At 34.3% G+C, this 17,491-nt stretch carries 13 protein-coding genes; 7 read left to right on the top strand and 6 right to left on the bottom strand.

From position 1 onward, the window contains the following. The coding region (locus VGE71_RS03260; protein ID WP_331137015.1) for a T9SS sorting signal type C domain-containing protein at nt 1-3,008 on the top strand (3,008 nt) is incomplete at its 5' end. Between the two features lie 46 nt (nt 3,009-3,054). On the opposite strand, the gene VGE71_RS03255 is transcribed toward VGE71_RS03260, so the two are convergent. The 4 genes from VGE71_RS03255 to VGE71_RS03240 form a co-directional block, all read right to left on the bottom strand. Then, nucleotides 3,055-3,921, bottom strand: a complete 867-nt coding sequence (locus tag VGE71_RS03255; RefSeq protein ID WP_331137014.1) for a cupin-like domain-containing protein — start codon at nt 3,919-3,921, stop codon at nt 3,055-3,057. A gap of 80 nt (nt 3,922-4,001) precedes the next feature. Continuing rightward, entirely contained in the window at nt 4,002-5,090 is a 1,089-nt protein-coding gene (bioB, locus tag VGE71_RS03250; RefSeq protein WP_331137013.1) for a biotin synthase BioB, read from the bottom strand. Between the two features lie 171 nt (nt 5,091-5,261). After that, nucleotides 5,262-5,699 carry a hypothetical protein gene (locus VGE71_RS03245; protein WP_331137012.1) on the bottom strand — a complete coding sequence of 146 codons (438 nt, stop codon included), beginning with the start codon at nt 5,697-5,699 and terminating at the stop codon, nt 5,262-5,264. Nucleotides 5,700-5,813: 114 nt separating this feature from the next. Continuing rightward, nucleotides 5,814-6,743 (bottom strand): bifunctional riboflavin kinase/FAD synthetase, encoded by a 930-nt coding sequence (locus VGE71_RS03240; RefSeq protein WP_331137011.1) that lies wholly within the window; start codon nt 6,741-6,743, stop codon nt 5,814-5,816. 99 nt (nt 6,744-6,842) lie between these two features. On the opposite strand from VGE71_RS03240, the gene VGE71_RS03235 reads away from it, so the two are divergent. Beyond that, complete coding sequence (locus tag VGE71_RS03235; RefSeq protein ID WP_331137010.1) at nt 6,843-9,611, top strand: reprolysin-like metallopeptidase; 2,769 nt, start codon at nt 6,843-6,845, stop codon at nt 9,609-9,611. Nucleotides 9,612-9,614: 3 nt separating this feature from the next. On the opposite strand, the gene VGE71_RS03230 is transcribed toward VGE71_RS03235, so the two are convergent. Continuing rightward, complete coding sequence (locus VGE71_RS03230; RefSeq protein WP_331137009.1) at nt 9,615-10,295, bottom strand: ComF family protein; 681 nt, start codon at nt 10,293-10,295, stop codon at nt 9,615-9,617. 98 nt (nt 10,296-10,393) lie between these two features. Here VGE71_RS03230 and VGE71_RS03225 point away from each other — a divergent pair, with 98 nt between their 5' ends. The 5 genes from VGE71_RS03225 to VGE71_RS03205 all read left to right on the top strand — a co-directional run bounded on the left by VGE71_RS03225 (nt 10,394) and on the right by VGE71_RS03205 (nt 16,316). Beyond that, nucleotides 10,394-11,935: a glycine--tRNA ligase gene (locus tag VGE71_RS03225; RefSeq protein ID WP_331137008.1), complete on the top strand. Its 1,542-nt coding sequence runs from the start codon at nt 10,394-10,396 to the stop codon at nt 11,933-11,935. A 270-nt stretch (nt 11,936-12,205) separates the two neighbouring features. Then, complete coding sequence (locus VGE71_RS03220) at nt 12,206-13,024, top strand: LytR/AlgR family response regulator transcription factor (protein WP_144216823.1); 819 nt, start codon at nt 12,206-12,208, stop codon at nt 13,022-13,024. 178 nt (nt 13,025-13,202) lie between these two features. Next, on the top strand, nt 13,203-13,475 hold the full coding sequence (locus VGE71_RS03215) for a hypothetical protein (RefSeq protein WP_331137007.1): 273 nt from the start codon (nt 13,203-13,205) through the stop codon (nt 13,473-13,475). A gap of 95 nt (nt 13,476-13,570) precedes the next feature. Beyond that, on the top strand, nt 13,571-15,628 hold the full coding sequence (locus VGE71_RS03210) for a tetratricopeptide repeat-containing sensor histidine kinase (RefSeq protein ID WP_331137006.1): 2,058 nt from the start codon (nt 13,571-13,573) through the stop codon (nt 15,626-15,628). Further along, entirely contained in the window at nt 15,618-16,316 is a 699-nt protein-coding gene (locus VGE71_RS03205; RefSeq protein WP_331137005.1) for a response regulator, read from the top strand. The genes VGE71_RS03210 and VGE71_RS03205 overlap by 11 nt, the downstream gene beginning before the upstream one ends. 109 nt (nt 16,317-16,425) lie before the next feature. On the opposite strand, the gene thiL is transcribed toward VGE71_RS03205, so the two are convergent. Beyond that, on the bottom strand, nt 16,426-17,472 hold the full coding sequence (gene thiL / locus VGE71_RS03200; protein ID WP_331137004.1) for a thiamine-phosphate kinase: 1,047 nt from the start codon (nt 17,470-17,472) through the stop codon (nt 16,426-16,428). Nucleotides 17,473-17,491: the final 19 nt, after the last annotated feature.

Genomic DNA, 17,491 nt, shown 5'->3' with positions numbered 1-17,491 from the left:
GAAGCTTGACAGCCAATGGTCCTTTTTGTGAAACAGGTGCTGGACAGCTTACTTTTACTGCGAGTGCAGGAACAGGACCGTTTACAGTTGTATATAATGATGGAACAGCGAACCGAACTGCCAATAATGTTGTAAGCGGTATACCATTTAGTACGGCTGTTACACCAGTCACAGCGACAACCACATATACGCTGGTTTCAGTAACTGGTACCAATACCTGTTCGAGAACTACTAGTTTTACAGTCGGTTCAGCTACAATTACCGTAAATCCATTACCACAGGGAAGCTTGACAGCCAATGGTCCATTCTGTACAACAGGTGACGGCCAGCTGACTTTTACAGCAAGTGCAGGAACAGGACCATTTACAGTTGTTTACAATGACGGAACAGCGAATCGTACGGTCAATAATGTTGTAAGCGGTACACCATTTAATACGGCTGTTACACCAGTCACAGCGACAACCACATATACGCTGGTTTCAGTAACTGGTGCCAATAGCTGTTCGAGAACTACTAGTTTTACAGCCGGTTCAGCAGTGATTACCGTAAATCCATTACCGCAGGGAAGCTTGACAGCCAACGGTCCTTTTTGTGAAACAGGTGCTGGACAGCTTATTTTTACTGCGAGTGCAGGAACAGGACCATTTACAGTTGTATATAATGATGGAACAGCGAACCGAACTGCCAATAATGTTGTAAGCGGTACACCATTTAATACGGCTGTTACACCAGTCACAACGACAACCACATATACGCTGGTTTCAGTAACTGGTGCCAATAGCTGTTCGAGAACTACTAGTTTTACAGCCGGTTCAGCAACGATTACTGTAAATCCATTACCGCAGGGAAGCTTGACAGCCAACGGCCCATTCTGTGGAACAGGAGCTGGACAGCTGACCTTTACAGCAAGTGCAGGAACAGGAAATTATACAATAGTTTACAACGACGGAACAGCTAACCGTACAGTTAATAATGTGGTAAGCGGTACGCCATTCGCAGTATTTACAACTCCGGTCACAAGTACAACAACATATACTTTGGTTTCGGTCACTGGTGCTAATTCTTGTGTCAGAAGCAGCGGGTTTACTGGAGGCTCTGCAACAATTACAGTAACTCCATTGCCTTCTGTACCTGTAATTGGAACAGTTACACAGCCAACTTGTATAACTCCAACCGGAAGTATTGTTTTAACCGGTTTATTTCCAACACCAAATTCTATAATTACTCAATATGGAACTGTTTCTCAAACTCATACATCATCAGGAACAACTTTTACTATTTCAAATTTGAGCCCAGGAAGTTACAATTTTACAATTCAGGAACCTTCTGGTTGTCCTTCAATGCCAACAGTAAATGTAGAAATCTTAGCTCCAGTTACCAATACATGGAATGGAACAGCCTGGTCAAAAGGAAGTGAACCAGTATTAACAGATGCTATTCGGTTTTCAGGAAATTATTCAACAACGGGTGACTTAAATGGTTGTTCTTGTACGGTAGATTCTGGTGTAAATGTTACAGTAAATTCTAATCATACCTTGACGATTACAAATGCGGTTACGAATAGTGGAGGAACATTGACTTTCGAAAATAATTCAAGTTTAGTGCAGACCGCAAATGTGGTGAATACAGGAAATATTATTTATAAAAGAGATACTAAGCCAGTAAGACGTTACGATTTTACGCATTGGTCAACTCCTGTTAAGAGAACCCCAGTTTTTACTTTACATGATTTAACGCCAAATACATTAGCGGATAAATACTTTAAGTTAGATCCTGTAACATTGTGGGTGACGATCTATAACGGAGCAGAAGAAATGGAACCAGGAAGAGGATACAGTGTGAGAGCGCCTCAGTCTTATGATTTAGATGTACCTTCTGTCTATAATTCTCAGTTTATTGGAGTTCCTAATAATGGTGATATTTTAGGACCACCTCCTGTTGCCGATAAATACAATCTTGTAGGAAATCCGTATCCGTCAGCCCTTTATGCAGATCGATTTATTAATGATAATCAGGCGAATATTTATGGAACCATTTATATTTGGACTCACAATACGCTTCCAAAACCATATAATCCTGGAAATGGTTTTTATTATTATAGTAATGATGATTATGCGATTTATAACTTATCGGGAAGTGTCGCAATTGGAATTCCGTCACCAAATCCAGGAAACCAAAGTACCCCGAGTGGTTATATTGCAAGTGGTCAAGGATTCCTTGTAAGAGCAAGAACAAATCAGAGAGTCATTTTTACCAATGCAATGCGGGTACCGGGAGAAAACAGTCAGTTTTTTAGAACCAGTTCTGCAGCTGCCATAGAAAAACACAGGGTTTGGTTAAACTTATCAAACAAAGAAGGAGCGTTTAAACAACTTTTATTAGGATATATAACAGGAGCAACAAATTCCTGGGACAACAATTTTGATGCCGTGAGTCTTGATGCGCATCCAGATATAGATTTTTACAGTGTAAATAATAACAGAAAACTTGTCATTCAAGGTAGAGCACTTCCATTTACAGTGTCAGATACCATTCCATTAGGGTATAGATCTGCTTTAAAAGGTGAGTTCACAATAGCTATAGATCATACCGATGGAAACCTGAGCGATCAGACGATTTACCTACAGGATAATATGACAAAAAAAGTACATAATCTTACTACAGGAGGTTATACTTTTACAACAGAAATAGGAGTTTTTCAAAAACGATTTGTTTTACGATACACCGATCCTAATGGAACTTTAGGAAATGAGGACTTTACAAATTCTGAAAGAAATATTGCTGTTTCTGTGAAAGACAAAAATATAAAAGTCCAATCTTTTTCAGATAATGAAAATCTGGAAGGAGTCTCGGTTTATGATGTTTCAGGAAAATTATTATATGACAAAAAAGGAATTGACAATAAAGAATGGCTCATCACGAATTTAAGGTCTGGACCACAAGTTCTCTTGGTCAAAATAACTTTGGATAATGGTAAAAATGTTACCAGAAAAATAATCTATAACTAATAAAAAAGGCGGTTGAAATTTAAAAAATCAACCGCCTTTTTTACAATTATGCCGTACGTCTCAAATTTTCATTTGTATTGGTAATGGCCTTTTCGTTTTTATAATCAATCCATTTTTGGCCTTTTATTTTTCGCATCATGATATCAAAATGACGCATGATAAAAACATTGTAGGCGGCTTTAGATAAATTAACGATATTTCTTGGAAATGCACGAAGACTCATCGAAAATCCTGGAGTTAAATATTTCATATAATGCCAATAACCTTCAGGCATATACAACATTTCGCCGTGTTTTAGATTGGTAACAAAACCTTCAGCATTTTTTAGAGCGGGAAATTTGTCGTAATCAGGATTGTCAAAATCAATATCTTCTCTCGAGATTAAAGCATGAGGAACTTTGTACATATATTTGGACTGATCTGGTGCAAAAATCATACACTGCTTTTCTCCATGAAAATGAAAATGCAAAATATTAGAGTAATCAATATCATAATGCATAAAGACTCTCGCATTTTCTCCACCAAAAAATAACATGGGTAATTGCTTAACCAATTTTAAACCAATATCCGGCCATAAAAAGTCATTTTTTAAGGTTGGCACCTGTTTCATTAAATTATAAAGAAAAATACGGTAATTGGTAGGTTTTGATTCTAAAAGAGTAATATAATCGCTCATTTTCATTTCTAAATGAGCTTGGTTAAATCCTTCTTCGTGGTTGACAGGACGATCATCGTACAAAGGAACAGTGATGTCTCCTGCAATATCATTAATATAGGATAATTTCCATTTTTGATAAGCGGGCCAGTCTTCAGTCAGCTCTTCAACAACAACTGGAATTTGTTTTTTTACATATTGGGAAATAAAGTCTTCTTTAGAGATTTTTTTAACCCGTTCGATCTGTTTTAATTTCATTTTCTAAATAAAAAAATTGCTTATAACTCTGTGCTACAAGCAATTTAAGAATATTTATTGAGATTTATGAGCTCTATAGACTAAATTTTTGATCTAATCGAAGCTTCAATGTTTCTTTCAATTGTATGTTTTGGTCTTGACCATTTTGGTTTTTCTCCTAAATCATTGAATTGAGAATCTGCCGCTTCAACGGTTTTAGGTTGCATAATTTTTATAAAAGGCTTTTGTGCAACCATTCCTAAAGTTTCAAACATTTTCATGTCGTCATTTACATCCGGGTTTGGTGTTGTAAGTAATTTGTCTCCTGCAAATATAGAATTTGCTCCTGCGAAGAAACACATGGCTTGACCTTCTCGTGACATATTGGTTCTTCCGGCAGACAATCGAACTTGTGTTTCGGGCATCACAATTCTTGTGGTTGCGACCATTCGGATCATTTCCCAAATTTCTACTGGTTTTTCTTCTTCCATAGGAGTTCCTTCAACAGCCACTAAAGCATTAATCGGAACTGATTCTGGTTGTGGATTTAAAGTGGAAAGTGCCACAAGCATACCAGCGCGATCTTCTACACTTTCTCCCATTCCGATGATTCCGCCGCTACAAACGGTTACATTTGTCTTGCGGACATTTTCTATAGTTTGCAAACGATCTTCGAAACCTCTGGTCGAAATAACATCTTTATAATATTCTTCAGAAGTATCCAAATTGTGATTGTAGGCATACAAACCTGCTTCTGCCAAACGTTTTGCCTGGTTCTCAGTCAACATTCCTAGAGTGCAGCAAACTTCCATGTCTAGCTTATTTATAGTTCTAACCATTTCTAAGACTTGATCAAATTCTTCTCCATCTTTTACATTTCGCCAGGCTGCACCCATGCATACACGAGAAGATCCGTTAGATTTTGCTCTTAAAGCCTGAGCTTTTACTTGACTTACAGTCATCAAATCATTTCCCTCAACGCCAGTATTGTATCTTGCCGCCTGAGGACAGTAGCCACAATCTTCAGGGCATCCGCCTGTTTTTATAGAAAGTAAAGTAGAAACCTGAACTACATTTGGGTCATGCTGTTCTCTGTGAATTGTAGCAGCTTCATAAAGTAAATCCATCAAAGGTTTATTGTAGATGGCAATTATTTCGTCTTTTGTCCAGTTGTGTTTTTTAATGCTCATGGATAAATTGTTTTTTGGAACATTAAAAGTAAGTAAATTATGATAACACCTGCCGTACGTGTTTCGAAATGAAGATTTGTGAATCTTTTTCAAAAAAGAAACACTCTAAAATCATAAAATTTCTTAATTCTATGATTTTAGAGTGTCTAAATATTTGTTTTTATTGACTAATTAATCGGCTGCATATTTATTATTCCAATACAACATCATCATTAACGTAACAATTACTGATGAAGCAATTCCTTCAAACAATAAACAAATACAGTAAGTTGGTACAGATGGATTGCCTCCAAACATAAATGTTTCGGATAAAGTTTTTACATAAGCGTCTCCGCCTCGAGCATAACTATAGACTAATAATCCAAATACGCTCATAGATACTCCAACAACAGAAGTTGTCATTGCAGAAACAGCGTTAGATACAAAATTGGTTTCTCCCTCATGAAGGTTCATTTGCATTGTCCTATTGACACCATAAAATATAAAGAATACATTAAGTGTTCTTAAGTAAAACAAATCTGCTAAACCCAAAACATTCATTAATAAAAAATAAATGCCAATTCCGAGAAAAATCAAAAAACCATTGGTAATTTCTTTAGGTAGTTTCATAGTGGTTACTTTTAAAGAAGTTAATAGTAAATGTTTGAAAAACAGTACTCTAAATTTACTAAAAAAATAACTACAATGATTTAAAAATAATAAAAACTATACAGCTTATTTTTTCTAAAGAAGGTTTACAAAGGCCAAAGATTCGGTCTGATCTTGATGAAGCTGAGCTTTCAACGCATCTACTGAACCGAATTTTTGTTCTTCACGAATATAATGAAGTAAGGAAACTTTTATATTTTGCTCGTAAATATCTTTGTCAAAATTAAAAAGATGAACTTCTATAGTTTGTTTTTCTCCATTAACAGTCGGATTAAAACCAATGTTCATCATTCCGTAAACCGTTTCTTCATTCACTAAAGCTTTTACCACATAAACGCCAATTTTTGGAATCAGTTTATAATCTTCTTCAATATGAATATTTGCAGTAGGAAAACCAATCGTTCTACCCAGTTGTTTTCCTTTTACAACTGTACCGTTTAAGAAATATTCGTATCCCAAATATTTATTTGCCAAAGCCATATTGCCTTCATTTAAAGCTTTTCTGATTTTGGTTGAACTTACCGAAACATCTTGAATTTCTTCGGCCGAAATTTGTTCTACTTCAAATCCATATTCTTTTCCAAAAGCAATTAAATCATCGATATTAGCTGTTCGATTACGACCAAAACGATGATCGTGTCCTATAATTATTTTATGAATTTGAAATTTATCTACCAAAATGGTGTGAACAAATTCTTCTGCGGTCAATCGTGAAAAACTTTCGTTGAACGGATGAACCACCAGATTTTCAATTCCAGTAGCTTCAAGAAGTTCTATTTTTTCATTGATGGTATTAAGTAATCTTATTTCCGATTTTTCCTGAAGAACCATTCTTGGATGTGGAAAAAAGGTAAGAACGAGGCTTTCGTATTTTCCGTTTTCAGTATTTTGTGTAATTCTTTCCAGAATTTTTTTGTGACCAATATGCACACCGTCAAAGGTTCCAAGAGTTAAGATTGTTTTCTTGGTTGACTGAAAATCGTTTATAGAATGAAAGAGCTTCAAAACAAATTATTTAAGATGCTGCAAATTTATACTATTCTGTTTTAAATTTAATACTGCTTAAATTGAATTTTAGTCAAGTTGTAATTTCTTTTTGTGAAAATGAGCCAACTCGTCGATCAAATTACATTAATTGTCTTATATATTGCACAATCTAAATTAATTGAAGTAATTTTGATGTTATATCCTACTAGTATGAAAAAACGATTACTTTATATACTTTTTATTTTCTGCAGTTTGTCCATAAATGCTCAAAATGACATTTTATGGCAGAAAGTAACTTCTTCATCATCGCTAGCGCGAAAAGCAAACAGTTCGGATTCAAACAAATTGTATTATAAATTAAATGCCGATTTGTTAAGCGCTAAATTGGCCTCAACGACAAGTAAATTTTCTTCAAAAGCCGAAACAGAAATTACGATTCCAAATACAGATGGTACACTGGAACGTTTTTCGGTTTGGGAATCTTCTAATTTTGATCCGGAACTACAGGCTAAATATCCCGAAATCAGAGCTTATTCAGGAAGAGGGATAGATGATAAAAGTGCTAAAATTCATTTTAGTGTTGCACCACTCGGAATGCAGACAATGGTTTTTCGTGCAGCCAAACCAACAGAATATATTGAACAAAATCCCGATAATAAATCAGAATATGTAGTCTTTAAATCGGCAGATAATGCAGATTCAAAAATGCGTTTAGAATGTAAAACGGCTAATACAATTTCTGAAAATAAAACTTCAACTACTGCAAAAACGGCATCGAGTGCTAAACAGTTTAAGACACTTCGTTTGGCCTTATCCTGTACAGGAGAATATACCGCTTATTTTGGCGGAACAAAAGCAGGAGCATTAGCCGGAATGAATGCTACATTAACAAGAGTAAATGGAGTTTTTGATAGGGACCTTTCTGTAAAAGTAGTTTTAATAGCAAATAATGATGCCATTATTTATTTAGATTCTAGAACAGATCCTTATTCTGATGCTGCCGATGGAGCAAAAGACGGCGGAACCTGGGGTCAGCAAGTTCAGTCTACTTTGACCAGTATAATTGGTAATGAAAATTATGATATTGGACATTTGTTTGGCGCTTCTGGCGGAGGTGGTAATGCACATTGTATTGGATGTGTTTGCGTCGATCCAACGGCGAGTGTGCCTTATGGAAAAGGAAGTGCGTTTACTTCACCAGCAGATAGAAGACCACAGGGAGATACTTTTGATATTGATTTTGTTGCGCACGAAATGGGACACCAATTAGGAGGTTCTCATACTTTTTCGTACGCGCTTGAAGGATTGGGAACAAGTTATGAACCAGGCAGCGGATCAACAATAATGGCGTATGCGGGTGTGACAGATTATGATGTTCAGGATAATTCTGATGATTATTTTTCATATGCAAGTATAAATCAGATTCAGAATAATCTGGCGGGTAAAACGTGTCCTGTAACAACACCAATAGATAATAATCCTCCTGTTATAAATGCAGGAACCGATTATACGATTCCAATCAGCACAGCTTTTGTTTTAAAAGGAACAGGCTCTGATCCAGAAGGAAATCCTATAACGTATACTTGGGAACAATATGATAATGCCACTACAACTTCTGGAGCAAATAGTATCACGTATGCAACAAAACCAAACGGACCAATGTTTAGGTCATTGCCACCAACCAATTCTCCAGTTCGTTATATGCCAGCACTGAGTTCGGTTTTAAATAATACTTTAACAACCAAATGGGAATCGGTTTCTTCTATAGCCAAAACAATGAATTTTACTTTAACAGGAAGAGACAATGCTGCTGAAGAAAAATCTCAAACTGGCGCAGATGCGATGATAGTTACCGTTAGTGCTTCTGCAGGACCTTTTGTAGTAACCTCACAAAATACAGGAGATATTTCATGGGAAAAAGGATCAGCACAAACCATTACTTGGGGTGTCAATAATACAAATACACTTCCTGGTTCTTCAAATGTTAATATAAAATTATCTTTAGATGGTGGATTGACATTTCCCGTTACTTTGGCTGCCAATACTTTAAATGATGGTTCAGAAACTATATTGGTGCCTTCAGATATTGAAGCCTCTACCAATTGTAGACTTTTGATAGAACCTGCAAACAATATCTATTATGCAGTAAACAGTACTTCTTTTGCAATAGGATATTCGGTAGCAACAACTTGTTCAACTTATAATTTTACAGGAGCGTATTCTACAGGTAACAGTAGTACTTATATTAACAGAACAGTTACAGTGCCGGCTTCAACAGGAACAGTTTCAGATGTCAATGTTTCGGTGAATGTTACACACGAAAGATTCTCAGATCTTGAAATGCAAATTACAAGTCCGAAAGGAACAGTAGTAAGTTTATTTAATAAAAGCTGTGGAAATACAAATTCTACATTAGCACTTCAGTTTGATGATAGTGGGGCAAGTTTAAACTGTAGCACAACAACGAGTCAAATTGTGGTTCCTGCGAGTGCATTGGCAGCTTTTAATAACGAAGATCCTCAAGGAACATGGACTTTTGGAGTTCGTGATACTACCACCGGGGCTTTAGGAACTATCAATTCAGCTTCAGTCAATATTTGCAGCAAAACATATACGCTCGAAAATTCCGATTTTGAAAATATTAGTTTTGCCTTATTTCCAAATCCAAATAAAGGAAGTTTTACGATTCAATATGACAGAAATTCTACAAAAGAAGTCAAAGTTTATGTTCACGATATTTTAGGAAAATATGTCTATAGTAATACTTTTGGAGGTTCAGGATATTTTATTCAGGATATTCAATTGCCAAATGTACCGTCAGGCGTTTATTTGGTAACCGTTACAGATGGAGAAAAACGAACGATAAAGAAAATCATTGTGAATTAAAATTTAATGCGCCATTGCCATACAAAGCACACTGACTTTAGCACCAGGAATTTTTAATAAAGCTCTAGAACAAGCTTCAATAGTTGCTCCGGTTGTGAGTACATCGTCTACAATCAGGAAATGTTTGTTGTGATCGGTTTCATCGAATTCGACATCAAAAATATTTTCGATATTTTCAGAACGGCCTAAAAGGTTTTTCTTGGATTGGGTTTTGGAATATATTTTTCGCAAGAGAATTTTTTCGTTAAAAGGAATTTCAAAACCAGAAGCAATTGCCTTTCCAAAAGTGGTAATCTGATTATATCCTCGTTCCTTAAATTTCTTTTTATGAAGCGGAACCGGAATGACATTATCAAATGGAATTTTGAATGGGATTTCTTTTAAATCTTCGACACACCAGTTCCCTAAAACAGTTCCAATTTCTTGATGACCTTTGTATTTTAAATTATGAATGAGTTCCTGCACCATTCCCTTTTTATTAAAATATAAAAATGCTGCTGCAAATTGCATATCCACTTTACCGTAGAACTTTTTTATAGCTTCATTTTTGGGATCTAAATGATATTGAGTGAGAGGCATTTCGTGACGACAGCCAGTACAGAAAACATTTTCATTTTGAAGTAAAATAGAACGGCATCCGTCACAGACTTTAGGGAAAAACAAATTTATTATATAATTAATCACAAAAAGGAAGATTTTATTTACAAAAGTAACAAAATCAATACTTCAATCTTTATTATTTTTCTTTTTTTTAAAGGTACTTTTTATATTTTTGCATCACTATGGCAAAACAAGAAGATATATTTAAGAATGTGGTTTCGCACGCAAAAGAGTACGGATTTATTTTTCCGTCAAGCGAAGTTTACGACGGATTGAGTGCTGTTTACGATTATGCACAAAATGGTGTCGAATTAAAAAAGAATATCCGTGAATATTGGTGGAAATCAATGGTTCAGATGAATGAAAATATCGTCGGCCTTGATGCTGCAATATTGATGCACCCAACTACCTGGAAAGCTTCGGGCCACGTTGATGCATTCAATGATCCATTAATTGATAATAAAGATTCTAAAAAGAGATATAGAGCTGACGTTTTGGTTGAAGATTTCGCTGAAAAAATTCACCAAAAAGCACAAAAAGAAATTGACAAAGCAAAAGCTCGTTTTGGCGATGCATTCAACGAACAGGAGTTTATTACAACAAACGCTCGTGTAATTGAATATTTGGCTAGAGAAAAAGAAATTAGAGAGCGTTTAGGACGTTCTTTAGGAAACGGAGATTTAGAAGATGTAAAAGCTTTGATTGAAGAGCTTGAAATCGCTGATCCTGAAACGGGTTCTAAAAACTGGACAGACGTTAAGCAATTCAACTTAATGTTCGGAACTAAATTAGGTGCTTCTGCAGAAAATGCAATGGACTTATATTTACGTCCAGAAACGGCTCAAGGTATTTTTGTGAACTTTTTAAATGTTCAAAAATCGGGTCGTATGAAAGTTCCTTTCGGAATTGCTCAGACGGGTAAAGCGTTCAGAAACGAGATTGTGGCAAGACAATTCATTTTCCGTATGCGTGAGTTCGAACAAATGGAAATGCAATTCTTCGTTCGTCCAGGAGACGAAATGAGATGGTACGAGCACTGGAAAACAACTCGTTTAAAATGGCACTTATCTTTAGGATTAGGAAAAGAAAATTACCGTTTTCACGATCATGAGAAATTGGCTCACTACGCAAACGCAGCGGCTGATATCGAATTCAATTTCCCATTCGGATTTAAAGAATTGGAAGGAATTCACTCTCGTACAGATTTCGATTTAAAAGCACACGAAGAATATTCTGGAAGAAAATTACAATATTTTGATCCTGAATTAAATGAAAACTATGTTCCTTATGTAGTAGAAACTTCTGTAGGTTTAGATCGTATGTTTTTGGCTGTTTTCGCCACTTCATTAAAAGAAGAAACTTTAGAAGACGGTTCAGAAAGAACAGTTTTAAAATTACCAGCAGTTTTAGCGCCAACTAAAGCAGCAGTTTTACCATTAGTTAAAAAAGATGGTTTACCAGAAGTTTCAAGAAAAATTATTGAAGATTTGAAATGGGATTTCAACGTGGCTTATGATGAGAAAGATGCTGTAGGACGTCGTTACAGAAGACAAGATGCTTTAGGAACTCCATTCTGTATCACAGTAGATCACCAAACTCTTGAAGACGAAACAGTAACTATTCGTCATAGAGATTCAATGAAACAAGATCGTGTAAAAATTACCGAATTGAGAGGTATTATAGAAAACGAAGTTTCGATGAAAAACTGGTTAATGAAAATGTAATCATTTCAAACTATATTATAAATCCCAAATTCCGTAAAAGGAGTTTGGGATTTTTGATTTTTAAAAACAGGCATTTTATCGATGTTTTTTGCATTTCATCATTTTGTATCAACATTTTGGTGTAATGTGTTAACAATGAAATGTTTAAAATTTGAAAATCCGTATTTTTAAATGCGGAAAAATGTCAAAACCAAAACCTTTCGCAAAGGATCCTATTGAATTGTTTTTTTGATTGTGATTGTGAAGTGAGAAAAGCAACAAAACCAAAATTTGAAAAAGTACTCGTATATTATTATTGATGATGATGCTGAAAGTATTTTGAAGACCAAAACAACCGCTTCAGGTTTTTCAGAATTATCTTTTACGGCTTCTGCATCAAATTTTCAAGAGGGTTTGAATTTGGTTTTAGAGCATAAACCGGCTTTAGTTTTTCTGGAAATTGATCCTAAAAACAATGCGAGTCAATTATCTCTTTTATTTATTAGTGAACTTCACCGCTTTTTTCAAGAGATTCCTAAAATTATTATTACTACTCATAAAAAAGACAAAGCTTTTGATGCCATTCAATACGGCGTCTTTGATTATATTTTAAAACCGTTGTCGAATGTTGATCTTCTAAAAACGGTTTTGAAGCTTAAAAAAGCCAATTTAGATACAAAATCAGCTCCGTTTAAAGAAGAGCAGACTTCTATTGTTATTGATAATGTAAATAACGTCACAATTCCTCAGAATATCGAAAAACCATTAACCATTTGCATAAAATCATACGGTGATTACCGGTATTTGAATGCAGATGACATTTGTTATTTTCAGGCCGATAATAATTCGACAGATATTTATTTGAATACTGGTGAAATGATTACGGCATTTAAAACGTTAAAGCATTTTGAGAGTGTTTTAACGTATCCTTTTATCCGGATTCATAACAGTTACGTAATCAATCGAAATTACATTTCCCGAATTCATAGCGGAAACTCAATCTGTTACATAAAAAACTCTTCCAAGAAAATCCCTTTCTCTAAAACCTACAAAGCTAATGTAGATCTGATAATTTCCGATTTTGCTGCAGGAAATTACTTAGAAATCTAAAAACCAGACGTTTACATGGATTTGCTACCCATTGACTATCAATTGGGTATGATCTACCATAAACTCAATTTTTCGTATAAATTTTTTTCGACCTCCGTATTAGTTTTACACCATGATTCGCCAGCAAACAGCGATCATTTTCCAAAAAAAATTAAACGAACATTTAAAACCTCAGGTCATGAAAAAAACAGCTTTAACAATCGGACTATTTTCTTTAGTAATGGTAGCAACTTCTTTTGCAAACCCGGAAGTATCTTCTAAATTATCAGCTTCAATGGCGAAAATTGATCCACCAGTAATGGGTAGTGGTAGTGGAGGTAGCGGTGCTACAAATCAAGGAAGAAAAAAAGTTGATTTTGCTGCAGTTGGAAATGATGCTAACGTAAATAGTCATTTAAGCAGTTTTGATTCAGACAGTCAATCAAAAAGAATGTCTGTAAAAATTGACTAAGAAAAATCAGATATAAATAAAAAAGCTGCCCATTTTGGGCAGCTTTTTTTTTGTGTCTATAGTTTTATTATTTTTGGTAAAACTCTTAGACGATATTGAAAAATACTTTTATAATATTATTTCTTTTTTGTTTTGTTTTTATTGGCTGTGTTGATAAAAATAAAGATCTTAAAAGTTCAGAGCAACAGAAAGATAGTCTTGATATTTATTTATCTATGGCTAGCGATGCCAATTTAACTCGTACAAGTAAAAAGAAATATAATACGAAAGCATTTGATATCATTGTAAATCAGAAAAACGATTCACTAAATAAAGTAAATTTATTTAAAGTAGCTAATCGATATTACAATCTGGATTACCTCAAAGAATATCTTCAAACTACAAAACTGATTTTAGAGAAATCAATAAACTCGAGAGATTCTGTTAATATGGCTAAGGCCTATAGTTATCTCGGAGATTATTATGTCTCACAATCGGTTTCGGATAGTGCTTTCCTGAATTATTTTAAAGCAGAAAAAGTTTACCTAAATCTAAATGACAGACATAATCTGGCAAAGACTTTTTTGAATAAGGCAAATCTTCAATTTAATGGTCGTGATTATTTTGAAAGTGAAACTAGTGTTTTTAAGGCACTTCGAATTTTAAAACAGGAAAAAAATGTTAATGATCTGCTTTACGACTGTTATAATTTATTAGGATTGTTATATAATGAACGGGAAGAATTTGAAAAAGCGATAGACTTTCATAATGAAGCTTTAAGTACTCTTGATGATAAATCAATTCCGTCCGAATATCAATTAAAAGCCACTTCTTTAAACAATATTGGCTTTGTGAATTTAAAGAAAAAAAAATATGGGACTGCAAAATTATATTTTAAAAAAGCCTTAAGTGAACAAAACTTATATAAACAGAATACACTTTTGTATGCTATAATTTTAGATAATTTAGCGTATTCCAGATTTCAATTAAGAGAACCGCAAGATCTATCAGGACAATTTGAAGAAGCATTAAAAATAAGAGATAGTCTCGGCCTTGGATCGGGAGTAGTTTTAAGTAAAATACATCTTTCAGAATATTATGCTTTTAAAAAAGATACTTTTAAAGCTATTCAATATTCTAAACAGGCACTGGAATTATCCCAAAAATCAAATCAGATTAGTAATACACTCGAAGTACTTAAGCAAATTGCTCTTGTGGATCCTGGAAATTCATCTGTTTATTCAAAACAATATATTGAACTGAACGATCAAATGCTTAAAGCAGAACGTAAAATGGGAGAAAAGTTTTCCCGTATTGAATATGAAACCAACGAAATAAAAGATCAGAATTCCAATCTTCAGGAAAAAAACAAAACCTTGATTTATGTTTTTAGTATTTGTACATTGCTCGGATTGTTTTTTTATGTTTACAAAACACAGCAGGCTAGAAACAGAGAGTTACTTTTTAAACAGGAACAGCAGATTGCAAATGAAAATATTTACAATTTGATGATTTCACAACAAAATGAAATCGAGCTTACCCGAATTAAAGAAAAGAAAAAAGTGGCACAGGAATTACATGACGGAGTTCTCGGGCGTATGTTTGGTATTCGTATTAGTTTAGATAGTTTGGACAAGATTGATGAAGCTGAAGCAGCGTCTAAAAGAAAAAAATATCTTGCAGAACTTAAGAATATTGAACAGGATATCCGTGAAATTTCTCACGATTTAAACAGAGAAAAATCGGAATTAATTAATAATTTTGTTGCTATTCTGAATAAATTATTTGAAGATCAGAGAAATACATATAGTTCTAAGTTGATTACCTCTTTTGATTCTGATGTTAAATGGGAATTAATTAGTAATATTGTTAAAATCAATTTGTATCGAATTATTCAGGAAGGACTTCAGAATTGTAATAAGTATGCTAATGCAGATATTATTAAAGTAGAGTTTAAGAATGTCAGCGATAGTTTGATCTTAACGATCGAAGATGACGGAGTTGGGTTTAATACCAACAGAACCAAGAACGGAATTGGTCTGCACAATATCGAATATAGAGCGACAGAATGTAAGGGTACAGTTACTATAAAATCTGCCAAAGGAGAAGGAACGATCCTTATTATAAATATCCCAATAGATCCAAATAATAACCTGCAACATAATGACATTTGATTTAACAGCTCCGGTTCCGCAATTAGTTAAAAAGAATATTTTAATAGTAGATGATCATCCATTTATTATTGAAGGGTATAAAAATGCAATAACTCGTTATAATCCAAAACAATACGAGTTTTTAATTTCGCAGGCGAATGATTGTAAATCTGCTTATGATATAATTGAAAGCAGCAACAAGACAGTGTTTGATATTGCTTTTTTGGATATCAGTATGCCTCCTTATGAAGAAAAAGAACTTTATTCTGGCGAAGATCTGGCGAAATTGCTGTTGACCAAAATGCCTTCTTGCAAGATTATTTTGCTGACGATGTATACTGAACTTCTAAAAATTAAAACCATTATTAGAACTATTCAGCCCAACGGACTTATCATTAAAAATGATCTTACTTTTGACGAATTGCTTTTGGCTTTTGATAAGGTGATGAAAAATGAAAAATATTACAGTCAGTCTGTAGTAAAAATGCTAAATCAGACTACTCATAATGCTATCGAAATTGATCAGTACGATAAGCAGATATTAATTCATTTATCAAAAGGAACAGCTGTTCATGAAATGCTGCAGAATGTTCCGATTTCTCTGAATGCCATCGAAAAAAGAAAAAAACATCTGAAAGAGTTACTGAAAATCAGAAGTGGTTCTGATGATGATTTGATTAGAGAAGCCAAAAGTAAAGGACTTTTCTAAAGATTTTAGATTTTAGAATATAGATTTCAGATTTTAGATTGAATAAAAAAAATACCTAACAGATTTAAAAATTCTGTTAGGTACTGTAAACTGAAACTGCGGCTGAAAACTACTCTGTCAAAGCATCCCATCCGCGGGCTTTTAATGCAATTTTTGTGTTGGCACGGGTTACAAGATGTATTCCTTCATTTTCTTCTGCCATATGACCAATTACAGAGAAATTTGGATTTCCTTTTATCTTATCGAAATCATTGATGTCAATTGTAAATAAAAGTTCATAATCTTCGCCGCCGTTTATGGCAACTGTTGTGCTGTCAATATTAAATTCTTCGCAAGTCGAAATAAACTGAGGGTCTAAAGGCAATTTATCTTCATACAGATTACAGCCTACTTTAGATTGTTTACAGATGTGCATAATCTCAGATGATAATCCGTCTGAAATATCAATCATGGCAGTTGGTTTTATTTCAAGGGCATGCAAAAGTGTACGAACATCTTTTCGCGCTTCTGGCTTTAATTGGCGTTCTACCAAATACGTGTAAGGATCTAAATCGGGTTGATTGTTTGGATTTACCTGAAAAACTTGCTTTTCGCGTTCTAAAACCTGTAATCCCATATAAGCAGCACCAAGATCTCCGGTTACAACAAGTAAATCGGTTTGTTTGGCTCCGTTTCTGTAAACCAATTCATTTTCATCAGCTTCTCCAATTGCAGTAATGCTGATAATCAAACCTTTTTGAGATGAGGTTGTGTCTCCTCCAATAACATCAACTTTATATTCTTTTGCAGCATGAGTAATTCCCGCAAATAATTCTTCTAAAGCTTCAAGCGGAAAACGATTTGAAACCGCTACCGAAACTGTAATTTGAGTTGGTTTTGCGTTCATGGCGCAAATGTCAGAAACATTTACCACAACGGCTTTATAACCTAAATGTTTCAAAGGCATGTAAGCCAAATCAAAATGAACACCTTCAATTAATAAATCAGTAGAAACTACTACTTTTTTCTCCTTAAAATCAAGAACAGCTGCGTCATCGCCGATACTTTTTAAAGTCGATTCCTGAGTAACGTCAAAATTTTTGGTCAAATGGTCAATTAATCCAAATTCGCCCAATTGAGCAATACTAGTTCTCTGCTGATTTTTATCTTCAATCATTTCTGTTAAGTTCCAAAGT

The sequence above is a fragment of the Flavobacterium sp. genome, from assembly GCF_036405015.1.
GTDB lineage: Bacteria > Bacteroidota > Bacteroidia > Flavobacteriales > Flavobacteriaceae > Flavobacterium.
Note: the sequence above shows the minus strand (reverse complement) of the source record. Positions and strands in the feature narration are given on the sequence as shown.